A 20789-nucleotide genomic window follows, 5' to 3' on the forward strand; every position below is an offset into this window, starting at 1 on the left:
GGCAAGCTTTAGCGGTCAGTCTGCTCTGCCAGGCCATGTCTTGTCTCCACACCGCTTCGTACCCGCCCGATTCCACGCTCGCGTTCCTCCCCCAGCGCCAGGCATGACTAACGGCATATTATCTTTAATACATTTTTTCCTTGGCAAGCCTTAGAATGGCGGTTTCTACGGCCGGGACAGGCACCATGGTGGCAGCCGACGCTTTTTTTCGTTCTGGAACTCGCACCCGTATCGCCGGGATATTTGTCGTGCTGGCGCTGCACGTATTGCTGCTGTGGCAGATAGCAGCGCGGCCTGTCATACGCGACAGTATTGCGATGGGTCCCCGTACCGATATCGTATTTATCCAGCCGCCCCGCATCTTGGCCGAGCCCCGGAAACCTGCCGCACCGCTTGTCCCATTGCCCCTTTCCAAACCGAAAGCCCTGGCGAAGAATAAACCGCCGGCATCGGAACCTCATATCGCTGCCGAGAAAAGCACGCCGGCGGAACCCATCCTTGAAACAAGTGACCCATTCGCCGACGATGGCTTGGCCGGCACCGAAAAGATCGATCCTGCCGAATTAATCCGGCTGGCCGGAAAACTCGACCGTGACAATCGCGTTCCCGGGGAAAACCTGCTCCATACACCCGAAGGCAAATCCTTGCGCCAGAAAATCGACGACGCCTTTACCAACGCCCGATTGGCAGTGCCGCCGAAATGGTATGAGGCGGCCCGCATCGAATTATGGAGCGCACCGAACGACCCGGCCAAGATTTACCAGGTCAAGACGGCCTTCGGCACCTTCTGCCTGTATTACCCCGATAAGAACAAGATGGGGCAGGGTGGCGGTTCGGCCCAGTTCGGGCAGCCGAAGATGAGTTCCTGTCCGAAGCGGTTCTAGACAGCCTTTGGCCCTGCCAGACCGGTTACGGGCCGGATTCGGTGTTTTCATGCCAGGGTTTGGCGCGAACGCGCCGCACCCTGGCATGACAGCGATTGATTACGCCCGGTGCAGGGCCTGCCGCAACCATGCCAGCATCTCGTCCGTCATGCCCCTGCCCACCCGCAGCAGGGGCTCCGATTCGATGGCGTGGCGGAATCGCGGCAAGGTATCCGGATGATGGCCGACCATATCGTGGAATAAATCCATCCACTGGCCGGCTAATAATTTCGCGTCGACACTTGCCGCGGTCGGATCGGCCGCTATTTCCCGGCTGATCGCTTCGATCAATGGCGGCCATTCCTTGCCGCGGGTTTGCTGGTGACGGCGCATTTGGGCCAGTTCGTCCGCCGTCAAGTGCCGGGACCAGGCATCGAGCTTGATCTCGCCCATTACCCGCATGATGAAGTCCTTGATAGCTGGAGTGATGCCGGTGCTTTGCGCCAGACCCGGCTCTTTTTCGTGCATTATATTCAGGCGCGCCATTACGGAAGGATCGCCACCCGTATCGCGTTCGAGCATCGTCATCCAGCGCATGCCCAGTTCCCTTGCCGCCGGCGTTTCGGGCGCGGAATCGCTTTTCATTTGCCTGTCCACCTCGTCCACCAATTGCCGCCATTCGTTCTTGACGGCGTCGTCCTGGTACAGGGCCAGTTTTGCCAGCTCGTCTTTCGAAAAATATTTGTCGTACATGGTCATATGCTCCAGTGTGGTCAGCCAGGAAGCCAGTTCCGGTGTTTCGCCGTCGCGCAGTTGCTGCCGCATGTGCACAAGTTGCGCGCGCACTCTCGCCGCCTCGTCGATTTGCCGGTCGAGTGCGGCCAATTGGCGGTCGATAATGGTCAACGGTGAAATACCGCTACTGGCAAGACAGGTTCCGATATCGGCCAGCGGCATGCCGAGCTGGCGCAGCGCCTGGATCTGCTGCAGGCGGGCCACGTCATCGCGGCTGTACAGCCGGTAGCCGGCGTCGGAACGGGCCGAAGGCGAGAGCAGGCCGATACTGTCGTAGTGGTGCAGGGTGCGGACCGTCAGGCCCGTGTGTCGCGCAAGTTGTCCTACTTTCAGCATCGTCGTGTCCTTCTTCGGCATGGAAGCATCCTGAAGGCTGACGTTGCGTCAGGGTCAAGTACCTGGCGGGTCTTCTTCGGGTGCGAGGCTGGCCCACAGGTGAGCCGCCGCCATCGTACGGTGCGGTTGATATTGTTGCAATATGGCTTCCGTGCGGGCCAGGTCCGGCTTGGCCGCCTCTCCAAGCAGGCGCTGCAGCGCCGTGCGGATGGCAACGTCGCCGTGCAGCGAACAGTCCGCATAGCCGTAGCCGCGCAGCAGGCCGTAATTCACGGTCCATGGGCCGATGCCTTTCACCGCCAGCAGTTCGCGCGCGATACGCTCGATGGGATTGCCCGGCCCCGGCGTCAAATCCAGTTCGCCGCTGGCAACGAGGGTGGCGAAGCGCAGCAGGGTTTCCGCCTTGGCGCGGGAAAACTTGCGGCCCGTCAGCTCATCCGCCGCCAGCCGGGCTGCATCGGCCGCTTCCGGGTAGCACCACAGGCCGCTGCCGTGCCGGCGGCCGGCCTGCAGGATGAAGGTTCGTCGCAAGACGATGGCGAAGGGCAGGTTGATCTGCTGGCCGATGATGGCCCACGTCAGCGCCTCGAACACCGTGGCGGACTGGACAATTCGCAGGCCCGGACGCCCGCGCGCCACGGCGCCCAGCAGGGCATCGTTGCGCACGGCGTCGAGAAACGGCGCGGGATCGATGCGCAGGCCCAGGATATTCAGGAGGGCATCGCCGATGCGCTCTGCTAAGGCTGGCGTCACGGCGCCGTCCACGTCGGCCGTGCAGCGGATCGTGCCGGGCCGGTCCGCCAGGGGCGCAGCCAGCACGACGGGCACGCCGTCCAGCATGACGCCCTTGCGGATCAGGCCTTGCGTGACCTGTTCGGCCACGCTTTCCGTATCGCGGCGGTGGAACTGCAGCACGTCGTCCACGCGGTAGCCGGCGGGCAGGTCGATATCGAAGGGCACGATCATGCGGGCACCTTCCTCATGGCCCAGGCGGGCCGGTAGCCGGTGACGAGGACGACGCCGGCAATGACGATGGCGGCACCGGCCACGGTGTACCAGCCCACCGCTTCATCCAGGAACACGGTGCCCCACAGGATGCCGAACAAGGGGCTGAGGAAGGTCACCGTCAGCGCCGACGTCGGCCCCACGTCCTGCACCAGGCCGTAATACAGCAGGTAGGCGACCCCGCTGCACAGCACGCCCAGGGCGACCGCCGCGCCCAGGATGCCGGGCGAAGGCATGGCCGGCTGGGGAAACAGCAGCAAGGTGGGCAAGGTCAGCACGGCGCCGGCCCACATGCTGCCATGGGCGTTCGAAAACGGCTCGACCGCTGGCGCCGACTTGGCGTACACGGTGGCGATGCCGTAGTTGAACGGCGCCAGCAGGGCGGCGGCAATGGCCAGCAGGGCGCCGTCCTGCGTGCTGAGCCGGTCCATGCCAACCAGCAACGCGACGCCGGCCGTGCCCAGCAACAGGCCCAGCAATACGCGTGGCGTCACCATCTGCCGCTGCCAGACGGCAGCAATCAGCGCGGCCCACATGGGCGCCGTCGCGTTCAGGACTGACAGCAGCGAGGCCGACAGGGTTTTCGCCGCGAACGCGAACAGCACGAAGGGAATGGCCGCGTTGAACAGGCCCAGGATCAGGTAGTGCTTCCAGTAACGGCCCAGTTGCAGCGATTTCTTCAACAGCAGCGCGATACCTGCCAGGAACAGCGCGGCAAATACGACGCGCAATTCGATCAGCCAGCCGGGCCCCAGCACGGGCGTGGCAATGCGCATGAACAGGAAGGAGCCGCCCCAGATGGCGGCGAGCAGGAACAGGCGGAGTAGGTTACTGGTGGACATGATTATCGTTATTGCTGAACCCGTGAGCTCAGCTACAGCTTACCGTTGAGTACGTGTCCACCCTGGGGTCAGACCCGGACAAGACACAAGCTCAGCTGCAGCTTACAGTTGAGTACGTGTCCGTGTCGGGGTCTGACCCCAGGACAGACACAAGCTCATCTGCGCTTACAGTTGTGTGCGTGTCCACCCAGGGGTCAGACCCGGACAAGACACAAGCTCAGCTGCAGCTTACAGTTGAGTACGTGTCCGTGTCGGGGTCTGACCCCATCGGACACGGGCCCATCCATGACATTGTCCCATCCATTGGGAGCGGGCACCAGCCGGAACTTGCTTTCCTTCAAGGCGCCGTCATCGTCACGGCGCAGGCGGCCGTGCCCGGCGCTTCCAGTGCGGCGGCGTGATTGACCTGCAATGCGCGGGGCACTGCGTTCTTGACGGCCGTCATTTCGGCCAGGATGGAAATGGCGATTTCCGAGGGCGTCTTGCTGCCGATATACAGGCCGATGGGGCCGTGCAGGCGGTCCAGCTGGGCCGGTGTCAGGTCGAACTGCAGCAGGCGTTCGCGCCGCTTGGCATTGTTGGCGCGCGAGCCGATGGCGCCCACGTAGAACGCGTCCGACTTCAACGCTTCCATCAGGGCCAGGTCGTCCAGCTTCGGGTCGTGCGTCAAGGCGATGACGGCGCTGCGCGTGTCCAACCGCATTTCCTGCACGAGGTCGTCCGGCATCGCGTGCACCAGCTGCACTTCCGGCAAGGTCCAACCGCTGCGGTATTCCTCGCGCGGGTCGCAGACGGTGACGTGGTAATCCATCGCACTGGCAATCTGGGCCACGAAGCGCGACAGCTGGCCCGCGCCGATGATCAGCAGCCGCCAGCGGGGGCCGTGCTGCGTCACCAGTTCGTCTTCCGTCAAGGTCAGCACGGCGCTGGCCAGGGCCTTGCCCAGCACGACGGCGCCCGTGCGCAGGTCGACGCGACGTTCCACCAGCTGGTGCTGTTCCAGCCGGGCCAGCAGTTCGGCGATGCGGCTCTGCGCGTGCAGGGGTTCGATGGCCAGTTCGATGGTGCCGCCGCAGGGCAGGCCGAAGCGGTGGGCCTCGTCGGCCGTGATGCCGTAGCTGACGATTTCCGGCCGCTCGCGCGTGATGCCTTCGCGGCGCACGCGCTCGATCAGGTCGTCCTCGATGCAGCCGCCCGAGACGGAACCGACGACGCGGCCGTCATCGCACACGGCCAGCGTGGCGCCGATGGGGCGGGGGCTGGAGCCCCAGGTCTTGATGACGGTGACGAGTTCGCAGCGGTGTCCGGCGGCGATCCAGGCGGCGCTGGTCTTGAGTACTTCGAGGTCGATGCTGTCCATGGCCAAACTATACTATGGTGCGGCCGACAACGTCGGCCGCCATGGCAGAGCTGCAGCAGGGACTATTTTCGGCCCGCCTGGGCTCTATTTTCGGCCGGCGCACACCTGCTTGAAGGCGCCATCGTAGCGGCTGCCGGGCGCCACGGGCTCGGCGTCGAAGGCCTCGAATTTATAGCTGCCGACGATCTCGCCCTTGCCCATCGGTTCAGGATAGAACAGCTGGGCTTCCAGCGTGACGGTGCGCTGCTCGCAGTCGTACAGCTGCTGCGCCCGCACCGAGAGGTACTGCTTGCCGTCCGGGGCCGACTGCGGTTTCCTGAACGATTCCAATGTCCACGCCTTGCGGCCCGCATCGAGGCGCTTGATGCTGGCCTTGTCCAGGTACACGGTGCTGTCCCTGGCGCCGCCCGCTTTCGTCCACGGCGCGGCCGAAGCGAGCAGGGGCAGGGCGCACAGCAGGACGATGGGCAGGGCGCGCATGGCTCAGGGCACCAGCGGCTTCTTGGTGGCCTGCTTGGCCCGGATTTCGGCGACGGCCCGGTCGATGGCGACCATGCGCTGCGGCAGGTTCGGGTGGATCGCCATATAACCGTTCAGCACGGACGACGGATACTGGGCCGCCACCCGCTGCCAGAAGCCCTTGTAGCGCTCGATCGGGTAACCGGCCCGGGCCAGCATGTACAGGGCCAGGGTGTCGGCCGCCGCTTCCATGTCGCCCGGCACGGGGCGGATGCCGGAGGTGCCGATCAGCAGCGACAGGTCGGGCCGCACGGACGTCAGGTTGTCGATCATGCTGCCGATGGTGGCACTGTTGCGCAGGGTCGTGGCATGGCCCAGCACATTATGGGCGATGTCCTTCGCCAGCACGTAGGCGATCGCTTCGTCGCTCTGGGCGAAGTTGATCATGCCGCGGGTAATGGCCACGCGGCTGCCGTCGGCATAGGAATTGATGTTGTCGGCATTGCCCAGGTCGACGCGGATGGCACAGGCGCGGGTGACTGGCACCTTCAGTACCTGCGTGCTGCCGACTCGTTCCACCGTCATCGACAGTTGCGCCCGTTTCGACACGAGGGGGCCGAACACGGCCGCAGCCTGGGTTTCCGCGCCGCGCCCCGTCGGCAGGGGCTTGCCGTCGGCCGCCACCAGCGCATCGCCCTTGCGCAGGCCGGCGCGGGCGGCGCCGCTGCCGGCCAGCACGCCGGAAACCTGCAAGGTGTCGCCATAGCCCAGCACCGCTTCTGCGGCGTCGGCGTATTCGCCCGGGTAGGACCATTTGTTCTTGGCCGTAAAGCCCAGCAGGCTGCGGGCCTGGGTGCGGCACAGTTCGGCATTATTGATCAGCAGGGGCGCGGCAACGCGGTACAGCCTGTCCTGCAAGTCCACCATCGTGCGCAGCGCTTCGCGGGCCGCCACCATGCGCGGCGTCACCAGGGGCGCCTGCGGTGCCGGGGGGCCCGCTTCCGTCACGGGCGGCAACACCGGCGGCGGCGTGGTGGCACAGGCTGAAAGCAGCAAGGCTACCGTCAATGCAGCCAGTGCCGGCCGCGTGGATGAAGTAGTGCGTTGCATGAAGCTTCCTGCCATAAACGAATCCTATTATTCTTAATGTTTTCCGGTACTGCCGAAACCGCCGTCTCCGCGCTGGCTGGTACCGAATTCTTCCACCACATTGAAGCCCACCTGCAGCACCGGCACGATGATCAGTTGGGCGAGCCGCTCCATCGGCTGCAGCGTGAAACTGGCCTGGCCGCGATTCCATGTGGACACCATGAGCTGACCTTGATAGTCAGAATCAATCAAGCCTACCAGATTCCCCAACACAATGCCGTTCTTGTGGCCCATGCCGCTGCGGGGCAGGATCATTGCCGCATAGCCGGGATCGGCCAGGTGGATGGCCAGGCCCGTGGGGATCAGCACGGTCTGGCCCGGCTCGATGGTGATGGGGGCGTCGATGCAGGCGCGCAGGTCGAGACCGGCGCTGCCGGGGGTGGCGTAGGCCGGCATCTGGTCCTGCATGCGTGGGTCGAGGATCTTGACGTCGATGGTTTTCATTTATTGGAACAGCGAATGCTTGTTGGTGCGTTTTGAAATTTCGGAAATCAGCTGGCGCGCCAGGGTCAGCTTGTCGGCACGGGGCAGAATGGTGTGGCCGTGCTCGTCGAACAGGATGATGGTGTTGTCGTCCTGGCCGAAGGTGTGGTGGCCGATATTGCCAACCAGCAGGGGAATGCCCTTGCGCTCGCGCTTGGCGGCGCCGAATTCCACCAGGTTCTCCGACTCGGCGGCAAAGCCGACGCAGTAGGGATGGCCCGCCAAGGTGGTGCGGCTGGCGATGCTGGCCAGGATGTCCGGGTTTTCCTCGAACTGCAGCACCGGTGCGCCGCTGTCACCCTTCTTGACCTTCTGCGTGCTGGGGTTGGCCACGCGCCAGTCCGCCACGGCGGCGACGGCGATGAAGATGTGCTGGCCGTCGATGGCGGCGTTGACGGCATCCATCATCTGCCGGGCGCTCTGCACATTGACGCGGGTAACGCCGAACGGCGTGTCCAGGGCCGTGGGGCCGGACACGAGGGTGACGTCGGCGCCCGCTTCGCGCGCGGCCCGGGCCACGGCATAGCCCATCTTGCCCGAGGACAGGTTCGTGATGCCCCGCACGGGGTCGATGGCCTCGAAGGTGGGCCCGGCCGTGATCAGGATGCGCTTGCCCGCCATCACTTTCGGCTGGAAGGCGGCGATGATTTCGGCCAGCAACTGCGCCGGTTCCAGCATGCGGCCCATGCCCGTCTCGCCGCAGGCCTGCTCGCCGGCCGCGGGGCCGACGATGGCGATGCCGTCCTCGCGCAACTGCTGCACATTGCGCTGCGTGGCCGGATTGGTCCACATCTCCACATTCATCGCCGGCGCCACCAGCAGCGGCACGTGGCGGGGCCGGGCCAGGCACATGGTCGACAGCAGGTCGTCGCAGACGCCGTGGGCCAGTTTGTAGATGAAGTCGGCCGAGCAGGGTGCGATGACGATGGCGTCGGCATGGCGGGTGACGTCGATATGCGCCATATTGTTGTTCACGCGCGGGTCCCACTGGCTGGAGAACACGGGCTGGCCGGACAGGGCCTGCATCGTCACGGCCGTGATGAAGTGGGTGGCGGCATCCGTCATCACCACCTGCACGGTCGCGCCCTGTTTCGTCAGGGCACGGCACAGTTCGGCCGCCTTGTAGCAGGCCACGCCGCCGGACAGGCCGAGGACGATTTTCTTGCCGGTCAGTTCCATATTCTGTTCCCGCCTGTTATTTGTTCACGCGGCGCAGCTCGTCCAGGATGAACAGGGCGGCGCCGATGCAGATGGCACTGTCGGCGATATTAAAGGCCGGGAAGTGGCCCACGCCGCGCCAGTGGAAGTCGAGGAAGTCGATCACGTGGCCGTAGGCCATGCGGTCGATCACGTTGCCGACCGCCCCGCCCAGGATCAGGGCCAGGGCCCAGCAGAACATGCGCTGGCCCGCATGCTTGCGCAGCAGGTAGACGATATACAGCGCCGCGCCGATGCCGATGGCGGTGAAGAAGTAACGCTGCCAGCCCGATTCGTTGGACAGGAAGCTGAAGGCGGCCCCCTTGTTATAGGCCAGCACGAGGTTGAAGAAGCTCGTCACCACCAGCTCTTCGCCATAGGTGAACAGCCGGGAGACGGTGATCTTCGTCAACTGGTCGAGCAGGATGATGACGGCGGCAATGCCGAGCCACGGGGCCATGCTGCCGGAAGGTTTGCTGGAAAAAGTTTTCTTGTTCTTGGCCATGGGACGTCGTCAATAAGTTGCTCGAAAAATGGGGTCTGTCCCCATTTTTCGAGCAATGTTTCACTGGGTTCTGCTTAGGCGTACTTGCGGGTTTCGCCGGTGCCGAACAGGTTGCTGTGGCAGCGGCCACACAGGGTCGGGTGGTCCGCGTGGCTGCCCACGTCGGCGCGGTAGTGCCAGCAGCGCTCGCACTTGGCGTCATTCGATGCGGCCACGTTGACGCCTTCTTCCTCGCCGGCCGCCACTTCGACGGCTTTCGCCAGCGACGTGATGAAGACGAATTTCAGGTCGTCTTCCAGGCTGGCCAGCAGGCTGAACTTGTCGCCGGCGGCGCGGATTTCCAGTTCGGCCTGCAGCGACGAGCCGATCGCACCGGAGGCGCGCAGGTCTTCCAGGCGCTTCGTGACGTCGGCGCGCACGGCCAGGATGACGGCGTATTTCGCCAGCAGGGCGTCGCTGTCGGCCACGGCCGGCAGTTGCCACCACGTCTGCGTGTAGATCGTCTCGTCCGAGGCGGCGTAGCTTTCCGCGCCGGCGAACTGGGCCCAGGCTTCCTCGGCCGTGAACGACAGCACGGGCGCCAGCATGCGCAGCAGGCTTTGCGTGATGTGCCACAGGGCCGTCTGCGCCGAGCGGCGTGCCTTCGAGTCCACAGCCGTCGTGTACAGGCGGTCCTTCAGGATGTCCAGGTAGAAGCCGCCCAGGTCTTCCGAGCAGTAGTTCTGCAGCTTCGACACGATCGGGTGGAACTCGTAGTTCTCGTAATGCTCTTCCACGGACTTCTGCAGCACGGCCAGGTTGGCGATGGCGTAGCGGTCCGTTTCCAGCAGCTCGTCGATGGCGATGGCGTTGACCTTCGGATCGAAGTCCGACGTGTTGGCCAGCAGGAAGCGCAGGGTATTGCGCAGGCGGCGGTAGGATTCCGTCACGCGCTTCAGGATTTCTTCCGAGATCGACAGCTCGCCCGTGTAGTCCGTCGACGCGATCCACAGGCGCAGGATGTCGGCGCCCAGGCTGTTCGAGATCTTGTCCGGTGCCAGGGTGTTGCCCAGCGACTTGGACATCTTCTTGCCTTCGCCGTCGACCGTGAAGCCGTGCGTCAACAGCGCCTTGTAGGGCGGACGGCCGTTCAGCATCGACGACGTCAGGAGCGACGAGTGGAACCAGCCGCGGTGCTGGTCCGACCCTTCCAGGTACAGATCGGCCGGGAAGGCGGACTGGTCTTCATGGGAGCCGCGCAGCACGGTCTGGTGCGTCGTGCCGGAATCGAACCACACGTCCAAGGTATCCTTGTTCTTCACGTACATGGCGGCGTCGTCGCCCAGCAGCTCGGCCGGGTCCAGCGCCAGCCAGGCGTCGATGCCGCCCGCTTCGATGCGCTGGGCCACCGCTTCCAGCAGTTCCGGCGTGCGCGGGTGCAGTTCACCCGTTTCCTTGTGGATGAAGAAGGCCATCGGCACGCCCCACTGGCGCTGGCGCGACAGGGTCCAGTCCGGCCGGTTGGCGATCATGCCGTGCAGGCGCGCCTGGCCCCAGTCCGGGAAGAACTTGGTGGCGGCAATGCCTTCCAGCGCCGTTTCGCGCAGGGTCGGGCCGCCGTCGATGGGCTGCAGGTCCATGCCGGCGAACCACTGCGACGTGGCGCGGTAGACGATCGGCGTCTTGTGGCGCCAGCAGTGCATATAGCTGTGGTCGAACATCTTCAGCTCGAACAGGGCGTCGGCGCCGCGCAGGGCTTCGCAGATGGGCTTGGAAGCTTCCCAGATGGTCAGACCGCCGAACAGGGGCAGCGACGGCACGAATTTGCCGTCGCCCATCACCGGGGTCAGCATCTCGTCGTCCTTCATGCCGTGCTTGCGGCAGGAAATGAAGTCGTCCAGGCCGTAGGCCGGGGCCGAGTGGACGATGCCGGTGCCGCTGTCGGTGGTGACGTAGTCGGCCAGGTAGACGGGCGAATAGCGGTCGAAGAACGCGTCGCTGGCGTGCAGCGGGTGCTTGAAGCGCACGTTTTCCAGCTGCGCGCCCGTCGTCGTGGCCACCACGGTGCCTTCGAGCTTGTAGCGCTGCAGGCACGATTCCACCAGGTCGGCGGCCAGGATCAGCATGTCGCCGCCGCGGTTGGTCTGCACCAGCGCGTACGTCACTTCCGGGTGCACGTTCAGGGCCTGGTTGGACGGGATGGTCCACGGCGTCGTCGTCCAGATGACGATGAAGCCACGCTCGCCCGGCAGCTTTTCCAGGCCGAAGGCGGCGGCCAGCTTGTCATGTTCGGCGAACGGGAAGCCCACGTCGATGGCCGGATCGCGCTTGTCCTGGTATTCCACTTCCGCTTCGGCCAGGGCCGAGCCGCAGTCGAAGCACCAGTTGACGGGCTTCAGGCCGCGGTACACATAGCCTTTTTCCAGCAGCTTGCCCAGGGCGCGCAGCTCGTCGGCTTCATTGCCGTAGGCCATCGTCATATACGGGTTGTCCCACTCGCCCAGCACGCCCAGGCGGATGAAGCCGGAACGCTGCTTGTCGATCTGCTCCAGTGCATAGGCGCGCGCCTTGGTCAGCACGTCGGCCGTCGGCAGATTCTTGCCGTACAGTTTTTCGATCTGGATTTCGATGGGCATGCCGTGGCAGTCCCAGCCCGGTACATAGGGCGCGTCGAAGCCGGCCAAGGTGCGCGACTTGACGACGATGTCCTTCAGGATCTTGTTGACGGCGTGGCCCAGGTGGATATCGCCGTTGGCATACGGGGGGCCGTCGTGCAGCACGAATTTCGGCCGGCCGGCGGCCGCCTTGCGGATGCGCTGGTAGATTTTCTTGTCCTGCCACTGCTTGACCCAGTTCGGCTCGCGCTTGGCCAGGTCGCCCCGCATGGGGAACGGCGTTTCCGTCATATTGACGGGGTACTTGCTGACGGGTTTGCCCTCGGCCTTGCCGGCGGGCTTGTTTACTTTGTTTTCGGACATATCGGATTTTCTAGGATGCTCAAGTTTGACGAGTGACGGCAGGAACGGGCGTGGCCCGGGGGCTTGCGCCACTCAAATTCGGTCGGTCGCCGTGATGGCGCCGCTGTGCTCTTCGAAGAAGGCACGGGCGTGGCGCGCGTCCTCGTCGATGGCGGTGGTCAGGGTGGCCAGGTCGGTAAACTTCGCTTCGTCGCGGATCTTCTGCAGGAACTCGACCTTCACGCGCTTGCCGTAGCAGTGGCCGGCGAAGTCGAACACGTGCACTTCCAGCAGCACGCGGCCGCTGTCCTCGACGGTGGGGCGCACGCCCAGGCTGGCCACGGCCGGCAGCGGGCCGTCGGCCAGGCCGTGTACCTGGACAATGAAAATGCCGGACAGGGCAGGGCGGTGCGGCACGCGCAGGTTCAGGGTGGGGTAGCCGATCGTTCGGCCCAGCTTGGCACCGTGGATGACGTGGCCGGAAATGGAATAAGGGTGGCCCAGCAATTGCTCGGCGCGGGCGAAGTCGCCATGTGACAGGGCCGTGCGCACGGCCGACGAGGAGATGCGGATATCGCCGTTCATTACCGTCGGCAAGGTCTCGACGTGGAAACCGTGGCGCCGGCCCGCCTCGACCAGCATGGCGACATTGCCGGCGCGCCGGGCGCCGTAGCAGAAGTCGTCGCCCACCATCAGCCATTTCACGTGCAGGCCGTCGACCAGCACCCGTTCCGTGAAGTCCTGCGGACTCAGGGCGGCAAACGAGTCGCTGAAATGCTCGACGATGACTCTGTCGATGCCGTTCGCGGCCAGCGAGCCCAGCTTGTCGCGCAGGTTGGCGATGCGGGGCGGCGCCTTCGACAGGTCGCCGGCCTTGTGGGCAAAGAACTCACGCGGGTGGGGCTCGAAGGTCATCACGGCCGCTTCCAGGCCCAGGCCGTTCGCGGCGGCGCGCACGCGGGCCAGCAGCGCCTGGTGGCCGCGATGGACACCGTCGAAATTGCCGATGGTGAGGGCGCAAGGGGCGCGCGCCGCTGCGTTGGGTAATCCGCGAAATACCTTCATGAGGGTGTCGAGCTCGAATTGTGTTGCCTGAACTGGCGATTATACGGATTGTTGGCGCAATTCACATGTGGAAATGCCGCGCTGCACCAGCAAGCGGGCGCCCTGCGACCCGAAATGCAGGGAAAACAGGCCTTGATAACAAAAAAGCGCCGCCTGCAGGGGCAGGCGGCGCTTTGCAGCTGGCCGGTCGCGCGGACCGGCAGGATACTATCAGGCCGACATCGGATTGTTGATGTACAGCGTCCAGTAACGGGCCAGTTCCGCTTCGCCGGCCGTGCCCTTGACGGCTTTCAGGGCCGTCAGTGCTTGCTGCTTCTTGCCGGCATTGAACAGGGCGATACCGTAATGCAGCTTCTGCTCTTCCGGACGACGGGCCGTGCCCAGCTTCATGGCTTGCTCCATCAGGGCGATGCCCTTGTCGGCCTTGCCGGCGGCAACCTGGGCGTAACCCATGTTGAACAGGCCGTCGGAATCCTTTTCCTTGATCAGGTTGGCTTCCTGGGTGGCCTGGTTGGCCGTGTTCTCGGCCAGGGTCTTGTTGGCCAGGTCCTTCAGGCGCTGGTGGCGTGCCGCGTCGGTGCCGGTGCCCAGGGCGCCCTTCTTGTAGCCCTGGTCGATGATCTTGATGGCTTCCGGCGCGTTGGCCGCCTGCAGTGCCAGCTGGGCCATTTCCATGAACTCGGATGGCTTGGACAGTTGGCCCAGGGCCAGCTTCAGGCGCATCACGTCCAGGTTCAGGGTCGACGAGAAGCCAGGCTTGCCCTGCACGCGGTTCAGCAGGTCAGCCCAGTAGCTGGCTTTCGGGTACTGGCCCGCCAGCTTTTCCAGGGTCTGCACGTAGCCGGCCTTGTCGTTCTGCTTCAGCTGGATATTGGCCAGCATCTGCAGGTTTTCCTCGCTCTGGCGACCGGACGACTGCAGTTCCTTGGCCGCTTCGGCGTAACGGCCGCTGATGAAGTAGGTCTGCGTCAGCAGCTGCTTCATCGTGGCGTTGTTCGGATTGTCCTGCAGCGCGCGCTGGATCCACGTGATGGCCTTCGGGTAGTCCTTGGCGCGGTAGTACATGCCGGCCAGGGCTTCCGTAAACTTCGGTTTTTCCGATGCCGACAGGCGGCCGGAGTTGATGACGGCTTCGAAGGCGCGCGCGGCGGTATCGTTGTCGCCACCGGCCGCGGCGGCCGACGCGCGCACGCGTTCGATCTGGTACTTCTCGAATTCGCTCTTACCGCCGATGGCATCGGCTTCCTTCAGCTTGGCCAGCGCTTCGCGGTGCTTGCCGGAGCCGGTCAGGCGCTGCGCTTCCTGCAGCGGTTTGCCCACTTCGGCGCGCACGGTGTCGGCGGCATAGGCAGCCGGGACCAGGCCCACCAGGGGTGCTGCGGCGGTGAAACCGAGGGCGGCCATAGCAAGGCCGAGATGAGCGAGACGGAACTTGGACATAGGCGAGATTTCTTTCATCAAAAAAACGAATAGGCAGGATAACCTGCCTATCGGGGAAAATAAAGAGATGCACTCCAGGAAATCAGCTTTGCAGAAGCGGCAATCTTGCCGGGTTGCGAGCGGCGCTGTATTTTCTACAGCGCCCCTTACAGCGGCAGGAAGCTGCCTGCAGCCGACTTCCCTGATCCCATTACTGGAACTGCTCGTTGCCGACCAGGCCGATCTTGGTGACGCCCAGACGCTGGGCAGCAGCCATCACGCCTGCGACGGACTCGTAGTTGACCAGCTTGTTGGGACGCAGGTGCACTTCCGGCTGGTCAGCCTGTGCAGCCACGTTCATCAGCTTCTGTTCCAGCTGGGCACGGTCAGGAACCACCGCGCCATCCCACAGCACCGTTCCATCGAAGTCCACGTCGATCTGAACAACCACCGGTTCTTTCGTCGGTGGCGGTGGGGTACCCACCGGCATGTTCAGGTTCACCGAGTGGTTCGCCTTCGGGATCGTAATAATCAACATAATGATCAGCACCAGCATCACGTCAATGAGCGGTGTCATGTTCATTTCCATCATTGGTTCCGGATCCGCATTGGGAGCGGCACTGCCCGAACCGACATTCATACTCATGGGTGTGTTCCTTATGAAAGACTGCCCGGCCAGCAGGCCGGCCGGGCAGGGGCCTTACATCTTGTCAGGCGGTTCGGTAATGAAACCGACCTTCTGGATGCCGGCACGCTGAGTCGTGAAGATCACGCGGCCAATGGACTCGTACTTGGCTTCCTTGTCGCCACGTACGTGTACTTCCGGTTGCGGTACTTTCACTGCCTCGACCTTCAGAAAATCGAACAACTCATTGGTGTCCCGCATTTTCTTCTGATTCCAGTAGATGTCGCCATCCTTGTTCACAACGATGTTGACATTTTCCGGCTTCGTCTGGATCACTTGGTTCGTCTCTTCCGGCAGGGTGATCTTCTGCAGTTTGAGCACGACCGGGCTGGTGATCAGGAAGATGATCAGCAGAACCAACATGATGTCCACGAGGGGCGTCGTGTTGATCTCTGACATTACCTGGTCTTCGCCTCCGTTATCGGAGCCTACGGACATCGACATGGTATTAGCCTACTTTTTTGGCTGCGCGAGCAGCGGAATCAGCGGTGGACATGGCGCCGGAGATCAGCACCGAGTGCACGTCGGCCGAGAACGAACGCACTTCTTCCATTGCGCTCTTGTTACGACGCACCAGCCAGTTGTAACCCAGAACGGCTGGAACCGCGACTGCCAGACCGAAGGCCGTCATGATCAGTGCTTCACCGACTGGACCTGCAACCTTGTCGATCGACGCGTTACCGGTCATGCCGATGTTGGTCAGTGCACCGTAAATACCCCAGACGGTACCGAACAGACCGATGAACGGTGCGGTCGAACCGACGGTTGCCAGGAACGACAGGCCATCTTGCAGACGCGACTGGACTTTATCGACAGCGCGCTGGATCGACATCGTCACCCAGGTCGACAGGTCGATCTGTTCCAGCAGGGCGCCGTCGTGGTGACCGGAAGCCTTGATGCCCGTTTCGGCGATGAAGCGGAATGGCGAGCCTTCAGCCAGGGTCGAGGTGCCAGCGGCAACCGACGAAGCTTTCCAGAACTTGGCATGGACGTCTTTTGCTTGACGCATGATCTTCATCTGGTCCAGCAGCTTGGTGATGATGATGTACCAGGAGCCGATCGACATGATCGACATGATGATGATCGTGCCTTTTGGAACCCAGCCCGATTCCCAGGCGGCCTTGATGCCGAATGGGTTCTCGACTTCTTCCTGGCCGGCACCGTGGCCACCGGCGGCGGCTGGAGCGGCAGCCGCGTCGGCTGCTGGTGCTGCTGCTGCGTCTGCTGCTGGTGCTGCGGCCGCATCCGCTGCCGGCGCGGCTGCAGGTGCGTCAGCGGCTGCCGGGGCTGGCGCGTCGGCCAGGGCCGGTGCGCTCACCAGGGCGGTTGCTGCGGTCACCGAGAACAGCACAGCGGCCAGTACAGCGGACAAACGGGTATTCTTAAACATGCTTCCTCCAAATTGATAAAAGATCAGTTCGCTGAACGTAACGCCAACGAAATTGCTAATTGAGACTGTGTCTCGGTTGGTTTATTCCAGCGTCCAGACGTATTGCATACTCTGCCAGCCTTCTTGCGGCTTGCCATCGACCGTGGCGGGCTTGAATTTGCAACGGCTGATACCAGCTACCGCGGCCTTGTCCAGGTCACGGAAGCCACTGGACTTCAGAATCTTGGAGTCGGCGACGCGGCCGTCGACGCCAATCAGGAACTGCAGAGTTACCGTACCCGTCTCTTCGTTACGCAGAGAAGACTTTGGCCATTCCGGTTTCTGGCAAGTGTTGAAGTCGACCACTGCGGCGGTGCGGACTGCCTGTGCCGGCGGTGCTGGCGGCGCTGGCGGAGCCGGCGGTGCTGGCGGGGTCAACTGATTCGTTGCCGGCTTCACGTTGGTCGCGTTGGCGATCACGTTCTGCTGTGGTGGCGGTTGCTGTACGTTCACTTCGACCGGAGGAATGAATGGCGGCGGTGGAGCCTTCATTTCTGGCGGTGGAGGTGGCGGTGGCAACTCCTTTGGTGGAGGGGGTGCAACCTCCTCGATGATCTTGGTCTCAACCGGTTCGACCATCTTCGTGATCATGCGTTTGCCCAAGCCCGACACGATCCCGTAAGCAGCCACCACGTGCAAGGCCACAACCACGACGATGCCGGTGTAGTTTTTCTTGCCGCCCTTCCCGTTATCACTAAAATTCATGCCTGCTTTCTCCAATACCTACTCTACTTGAACCCCCAAAATGGCGACACAAAGCTACAGCCGCACCCGGGACGTCGGCGAATTATACATACGAATTCTTCATTTTACATAGAATTTTGATCTCCAAAATCCGGTTAAATTTCATGCCTTTAGTGCACGTTCCGAAAGCTTCCGCGCACCATTCTGGCGCACCCGATTGTGCCCCGTAAAACGTCTATGAAGACACCATTTTGCGCATATCGATAGTTTTCTGACGAGCTGAAAAACAGAATATTCTGCGTTAAAATGGGTGTTCAAATGGCATAAAATTCGGCCAACTCTATTTCTCCGAAGTAATCGCCTGAATGAGTCGAACTGCCGATGAAGTATATGCAAAATCCATGCGCACGGGCGCTCCGATCGTATTTTTTCATCAAGTTTGAAAGTTCACTACATCTTTTGGAGGGGGTGTTGGCCTGACCGCCCGTGAAGAACGGCACTGTTCTGGTCAGGCCGGTGATCGTTTTAGGAGAAATTGTCGTTACCGGAAGGCATCTGCCTTATAACTGACCCGGTTTCGCGCCGTCATAGTGCGTCGATGGCGCATTGGCCGGATGGGAGCGGCAAAAAGGCAAAGGGCGCCCGGGGTGGACCCGGGCGCCCTTTTCTTGCAAGGCCAGATGGTCAGATCAAGCGACCCCGCTTCTCCCGCTTGCACTCGAGAGTGCTGATCAGCTTGCCTTCGGTGGACACGGTATCCAGGTGCACATCGAAGCCCCACAGCCGCGCCACGTGCTTCAGCACTTCGTGGGCCTGCTGGTTCAGCGGACGGCGGTTGTACTGCGTGTGGCGCAAGGTGAGGGCGCGGTCGTCGCGGGTGTTGACGGACCAGACCTGGATATTCGGCTCGCGGTTGCCCAGGTTGTACTGGTCGGCCAGCTGCTGGCGCACGTAGCGGTAGCCCATCTCGTCATGGATGGCCGACACGTTCAGCTTCTCGTTCTTGTCGTCGTCCAGCACGGCAAAGAAGTGGAACTCGCGGATCAGGCGGGGCGACAGGTATTGGGCGATGAAGCTTTCGTCCTTGAAATTGCGCATCGCGAAGTCGAGCGTCTTGCGCCAGTCGCTGCCGGCGATGTCGGGGAACCATTCGCGATCCTCGGCTGTCGGGTTCTCGCAGATGCGGCGGATGTCCGTCATCATCGCGAAGCCCAGCGCGTACGGATTGATGCCGTTGTAGTAGGGACTGTGGACGGGCGGCTGGTAGACGACGTTCGTATGGCTCTTCAGGAACTCCATCATGAAGCCGTCGCCGATGACCCCTTCGTCGTACAGCTGGTTCAGGATCGTGTAGTGCCAGAACGTGGCCCAGCCTTCGTTCATCACCTGGGTCTGCCGCTGCGGGTAGAAGTACTGCGAGATCTTGCGCACGATACGCACCAGTTCGCGCTGCCAGGGCTCCAGCAGGGGCGCGTACTTCTCGATAAAGTACAGCAGGTTTTCCTCGGGTTCGGGCGGGAAGCGCACGGGCGCCTGCGTGACGGCTTCTTCCTCGTCGCGCCGGGGCAAGGTGCGCCACAGCTCGTTGACCTGCGACTGCAGATACGTTTCCCTTTCCTTCTGGCGCTGCTGCTCCTGCGCCAAGGACAGCTTGGCCGGCCGCTTGTAGCGGTCGACGCCATAGTTCTGGATGGCGTGGCAGGAATCGAGCAGCAGTTCCACCGCGTCGATGCCATGGCGCTGCTCGCACTCGGCGATATAGTTCTTCGCGAACACCATGTAGTCGACGATGGCTTCCGCGTCCGTCCACGTGCGGAACAGGTAATTGCCCTTGAAGAAGGAGTTGTGGCCGTACGCGGCGTGGGCGATGACGAGCGCCTGCATCGTCAGGCTGTTCTCTTCCATCAGGTAGGCGATGCACGGGTTCGAGTTGATGACGATCTCGTACGCCAGGCCCATCTGGCCGCGGCGGTAGCCCTTCTCGGTGGCGAGGAAGTGCTTGCCGAAGGACCAGTGGTTGTACGACACGGGCATGCCGACGGACGTGTAGGCGTCCATCATCTGCTCGGCCGTGATGATTTCCAGCTGGTTCGGATACGTGTCGAGCCCGAAGCCCTGGGCGACACGGCGGATTTCCTCATGCGCCTGTTCGATCAGCTCGAACGTCCATTCCGACTGCTCCGGCAGCGCGCGCGGGTGGGGTGGTCGCTTCGTCATCTGGTTCATTTTGGCTGCTTCTTGAACAGTTCGCGGAATACCGGATAGATATCGGCCGGCGTGACAATTTTCTGCATGGCGAAGTGGCGGTGGTGGTCAGGCACCTGGGCGTATTGCTCCCACAGGTTCTGCGGCGGCCCATCCGTAATCTCGACATAGGTGTAGTACTGCACCTTCGGCATGATGGTATTGGTCAGCAGCTGGCGGCACAGCACGGAGTCGTTGTCCCAGTTGTCGCCGTCCGAGGCCTGGGCCACGTAGCTGTTCCACTGGCCGGCGCCGTAGCGCTCGTCGATGATCTTGTTCAGCAGGTTCAGTGCCGACGACACGACGGTACCGCCCGATTCGCGCGAGTGGAAGAATTCATGCTCGTCCACTTCGGCCGCCGCCGTGTGGTGGCGGATGAAGACGACGTCGATCTTGTCGTACACCCGTTTCAGGAACAGGTACAGCAGGATGAAGAAGCGCTTGGCCGTGTCCTTGCGCTGCTCGTCCATCGAACCGGACACGTCCATGATGCAGAACATGACGGCCTGCGTCATCGGTTTCGGCACCTTGATGCGGTTGCTGTAGCGCAGGTCGAACGGGTCGATGAAGGGAATCGCCAGCAGGCGCGTATGCAGGTGGTGGATCAGCTTCTTCAGCTCGACGACACGGGGTGCATCGAGCGGGGCACCATCCAGCAGCAGCGTTTCCAGTTCCAGCTCGGCCTCGGCCAGCTGGCGGCGCGACGGCCCGCCGACGGCGATGCGCCGGCCCAGTGCGCCGCGTAGCGAACGCAGCACGTGGATATTCGACGGCGTGCCGGACACCGTATAGCCGGCACGCTGGGTCTTGAAATCGGTGGTGGCGGTCAGTTGGGTCTTGACGAGGTTGGGCAGCTCCAGGTCCTCGAAGAAGTAGTTCATGAACTCTTCGCGCGACAGTTCGAAGATGAAGTCATCCTCGGTGGTCTGGTCGCTGTTGCCGGCCTTGCCGCGCCCGGCGCCGCCGCCGCCCTTGGGGCGGGCGATCTGGTCGCCTTTCTGGTATTCCTGGTTGCCCGGGTTGACCACTTCCCACACGCCGCCGTGGGCGTGCCCGAAGCTGGGCTCGTTCACATCCTTGACGGGTATGGATACTTTTTCGCCATTTTCGATATCGGTAATCGAACGACCCTTGATGGCGCGCCCGACGGCGTCCTTGATCTGGCTCTTGTAGCGCCGCAAGAAGCGCTCGCGGTTGACCGCGGATTTGTTCTTGCCTTGCAAACGACGGTCGATGAGGTAAGTCAAAAGGAACCTCCTGCAACTGCATTGAGTCCGGCGAAGCGCCAGCGCGACCGGGGCCGCACTGGCTTTGGCTTATTATCGCACCGCCG

General features: G+C 62.9%; 19 protein-coding genes. 1 reads left to right on the top strand and 18 read right to left on the bottom strand.

All coding sequences use genetic code 11. From position 1 onward, the window contains the following. Positions 1-185: 185 nt before the first annotated feature. Entirely contained in the window at positions 186-884 is a 699-nt protein-coding gene (locus GM672_RS05030) for a hypothetical protein (RefSeq protein WP_155469428.1), read from the top strand. 99 nt (positions 885-983) lie between these two features. Here GM672_RS05030 and GM672_RS05035 read toward each other — a convergent pair whose 3' ends face one another. The 18 genes from GM672_RS05035 to GM672_RS05120 form a co-directional block, all read right to left on the bottom strand. Then, positions 984-2015, bottom strand: a complete 1032-nt coding sequence (locus GM672_RS05035; RefSeq protein WP_229417558.1) for a MerR family transcriptional regulator — start codon at positions 2013-2015, stop codon at positions 984-986. Between the two features lie 33 nt (positions 2016-2048). After that, complete coding sequence (locus tag GM672_RS05040) at positions 2049-2960, bottom strand: DNA-3-methyladenine glycosylase family protein (protein ID WP_155469429.1); 912 nt, start codon at positions 2958-2960, stop codon at positions 2049-2051. Continuing rightward, positions 2957-3841, bottom strand: a complete 885-nt coding sequence (locus GM672_RS05045) for a DMT family transporter (protein ID WP_155469430.1) — start codon at positions 3839-3841, stop codon at positions 2957-2959. Before GM672_RS05045 ends, GM672_RS05040 begins: the two co-directional genes overlap by 4 nt. 337 nt (positions 3842-4178) lie before the next feature. Continuing rightward, positions 4179-5201: an XdhC family protein gene (locus GM672_RS05050; protein ID WP_155469431.1), complete on the bottom strand. Its 1023-nt coding sequence runs from the start codon at positions 5199-5201 to the stop codon at positions 4179-4181. A gap of 84 nt (positions 5202-5285) precedes the next feature. Then, positions 5286-5681 carry a surface-adhesin E family protein gene (locus GM672_RS05055; RefSeq protein WP_155469432.1) on the bottom strand — a complete coding sequence of 132 codons (396 nt, stop codon included), beginning with the start codon at positions 5679-5681 and terminating at the stop codon, positions 5286-5288. Positions 5682-5684: 3 nt separating this feature from the next. After that, a complete protein-coding gene (locus GM672_RS05060) occupies positions 5685-6770 on the bottom strand; it encodes a M48 family metallopeptidase (protein ID WP_155469433.1) in 1086 nt (361 codons plus the stop codon). A 33-nt stretch (positions 6771-6803) separates the two neighbouring features. Further along, positions 6804-7253, bottom strand: a complete 450-nt coding sequence (gene dut, locus GM672_RS05065; RefSeq protein ID WP_155469434.1) for a dUTP diphosphatase — start codon at positions 7251-7253, stop codon at positions 6804-6806. Continuing rightward, positions 7254-8471, bottom strand: a complete 1218-nt coding sequence (gene coaBC, locus GM672_RS05070) for a bifunctional phosphopantothenoylcysteine decarboxylase/phosphopantothenate--cysteine ligase CoaBC (protein WP_155469435.1) — start codon at positions 8469-8471, stop codon at positions 7254-7256. It lies immediately after the preceding gene. A 16-nt stretch (positions 8472-8487) separates the two neighbouring features. Continuing rightward, positions 8488-8994 carry a signal peptidase II gene (gene lspA, locus GM672_RS05075; protein WP_155469436.1) on the bottom strand — a complete coding sequence of 169 codons (507 nt, stop codon included), beginning with the start codon at positions 8992-8994 and terminating at the stop codon, positions 8488-8490. A 74-nt stretch (positions 8995-9068) separates the two neighbouring features. Beyond that, positions 9069-11951 carry an isoleucine--tRNA ligase gene (gene ileS, locus GM672_RS05080; protein WP_155469437.1) on the bottom strand — a complete coding sequence of 961 codons (2883 nt, stop codon included), beginning with the start codon at positions 11949-11951 and terminating at the stop codon, positions 9069-9071. A 72-nt stretch (positions 11952-12023) separates the two neighbouring features. Continuing rightward, positions 12024-12995, bottom strand: coding sequence for a bifunctional riboflavin kinase/FAD synthetase (locus GM672_RS05085; RefSeq protein ID WP_155469438.1), 972 nt, complete (start codon positions 12993-12995; stop codon positions 12024-12026). A gap of 210 nt (positions 12996-13205) precedes the next feature. Further along, the gene (locus tag GM672_RS05090) at positions 13206-14435 is read right to left on the bottom strand and encodes a tetratricopeptide repeat protein (protein ID WP_229417559.1); all 1230 of its coding nucleotides are present in this window, start codon (positions 14433-14435) and stop codon (positions 13206-13208) included. 190 nt (positions 14436-14625) lie between these two features. Next, a complete protein-coding gene (locus GM672_RS05095; protein ID WP_188915915.1) occupies positions 14626-15060 on the bottom strand; it encodes an ExbD/TolR family protein in 435 nt (144 codons plus the stop codon). A gap of 54 nt (positions 15061-15114) precedes the next feature. Continuing rightward, positions 15115-15543: an ExbD/TolR family protein gene (locus tag GM672_RS05100; RefSeq protein WP_155469439.1), complete on the bottom strand. Its 429-nt coding sequence runs from the start codon at positions 15541-15543 to the stop codon at positions 15115-15117. A gap of 4 nt (positions 15544-15547) precedes the next feature. Further along, entirely contained in the window at positions 15548-16489 is a 942-nt protein-coding gene (locus GM672_RS05105) for a MotA/TolQ/ExbB proton channel family protein (protein WP_155469440.1), read from the bottom strand. An 81-nt stretch (positions 16490-16570) separates the two neighbouring features. After that, complete coding sequence (locus tag GM672_RS05110) at positions 16571-17233, bottom strand: energy transducer TonB (protein ID WP_155469441.1); 663 nt, start codon at positions 17231-17233, stop codon at positions 16571-16573. A gap of 663 nt (positions 17234-17896) precedes the next feature. Next, positions 17897-19438 (bottom strand): SpoVR family protein, encoded by a 1542-nt coding sequence (locus GM672_RS05115; RefSeq protein WP_371867030.1) that lies wholly within the window; start codon positions 19436-19438, stop codon positions 17897-17899. After that, on the bottom strand, positions 19435-20703 hold the full coding sequence (locus GM672_RS05120; RefSeq protein WP_155469442.1) for a YeaH/YhbH family protein: 1269 nt from the start codon (positions 20701-20703) through the stop codon (positions 19435-19437). Before GM672_RS05120 ends, GM672_RS05115 begins: the two co-directional genes overlap by 4 nt. Between the last annotated feature and the right edge of the window lie 86 nt (positions 20704-20789).

Source organism: Pseudoduganella buxea, assembly GCF_009720835.1.
Taxonomy (GTDB): domain Bacteria; phylum Pseudomonadota; class Gammaproteobacteria; order Burkholderiales; family Burkholderiaceae_D; genus Rugamonas; species Rugamonas buxea.

Excerpts from the sequence above, each read along its gene's own strand:
- lspA (WP_155469436.1), bottom strand. The coding sequence starts at position 8,994 with ATGGCCAAGAACAAGAAAACTTTTTCCAGCAAACCTTCCGGCAGCATG.
- GM672_RS05105 (WP_155469440.1), bottom strand. The coding sequence starts at position 16,489 with ATGTTTAAGAATACCCGTTTGTCCGCTGTACTGGCCGCTGTGCTGTTC.
- GM672_RS05095 (WP_188915915.1), bottom strand. The coding sequence starts at position 15,060 with ATGAGTATGAATGTCGGTTCGGGCAGTGCCGCTCCCAATGCGGATCCG.
- GM672_RS05115 (WP_371867030.1), bottom strand. The coding sequence starts at position 19,438 with ATGAACCAGATGACGAAGCGACCACCCCACCCGCGCGCGCTGCCGGAG.
- GM672_RS05030 (WP_155469428.1), top strand. The coding sequence starts at position 186 with ATGGTGGCAGCCGACGCTTTTTTTCGTTCTGGAACTCGCACCCGTATC.
- dut (WP_155469434.1), bottom strand. The coding sequence starts at position 7,253 with ATGAAAACCATCGACGTCAAGATCCTCGACCCACGCATGCAGGACCAG.
- coaBC (WP_155469435.1), bottom strand. The coding sequence starts at position 8,471 with ATGGAACTGACCGGCAAGAAAATCGTCCTCGGCCTGTCCGGCGGCGTG.
- GM672_RS05045 (WP_155469430.1), bottom strand. The coding sequence starts at position 3,841 with ATGTCCACCAGTAACCTACTCCGCCTGTTCCTGCTCGCCGCCATCTGG.
- GM672_RS05060 (WP_155469433.1), bottom strand. The coding sequence starts at position 6,770 with ATGCAACGCACTACTTCATCCACGCGGCCGGCACTGGCTGCATTGACG.
- GM672_RS05085 (WP_155469438.1), bottom strand. The coding sequence starts at position 12,995 with ATGAAGGTATTTCGCGGATTACCCAACGCAGCGGCGCGCGCCCCTTGC.
- GM672_RS05050 (WP_155469431.1), bottom strand. The coding sequence starts at position 5,201 with ATGGACAGCATCGACCTCGAAGTACTCAAGACCAGCGCCGCCTGGATC.
- ileS (WP_155469437.1), bottom strand. The coding sequence starts at position 11,951 with ATGTCCGAAAACAAAGTAAACAAGCCCGCCGGCAAGGCCGAGGGCAAA.
- GM672_RS05100 (WP_155469439.1), bottom strand. The coding sequence starts at position 15,543 with ATGTCGATGTCCGTAGGCTCCGATAACGGAGGCGAAGACCAGGTAATG.
- GM672_RS05110 (WP_155469441.1), bottom strand. The coding sequence starts at position 17,233 with ATGAATTTTAGTGATAACGGGAAGGGCGGCAAGAAAAACTACACCGGC.
- GM672_RS05040 (WP_155469429.1), bottom strand. The coding sequence starts at position 2,960 with ATGATCGTGCCCTTCGATATCGACCTGCCCGCCGGCTACCGCGTGGAC.
- GM672_RS05090 (WP_229417559.1), bottom strand. The coding sequence starts at position 14,435 with ATGTCCAAGTTCCGTCTCGCTCATCTCGGCCTTGCTATGGCCGCCCTC.
- GM672_RS05055 (WP_155469432.1), bottom strand. The coding sequence starts at position 5,681 with ATGCGCGCCCTGCCCATCGTCCTGCTGTGCGCCCTGCCCCTGCTCGCT.
- GM672_RS05035 (WP_229417558.1), bottom strand. The coding sequence starts at position 2,015 with ATGCCGAAGAAGGACACGACGATGCTGAAAGTAGGACAACTTGCGCGA.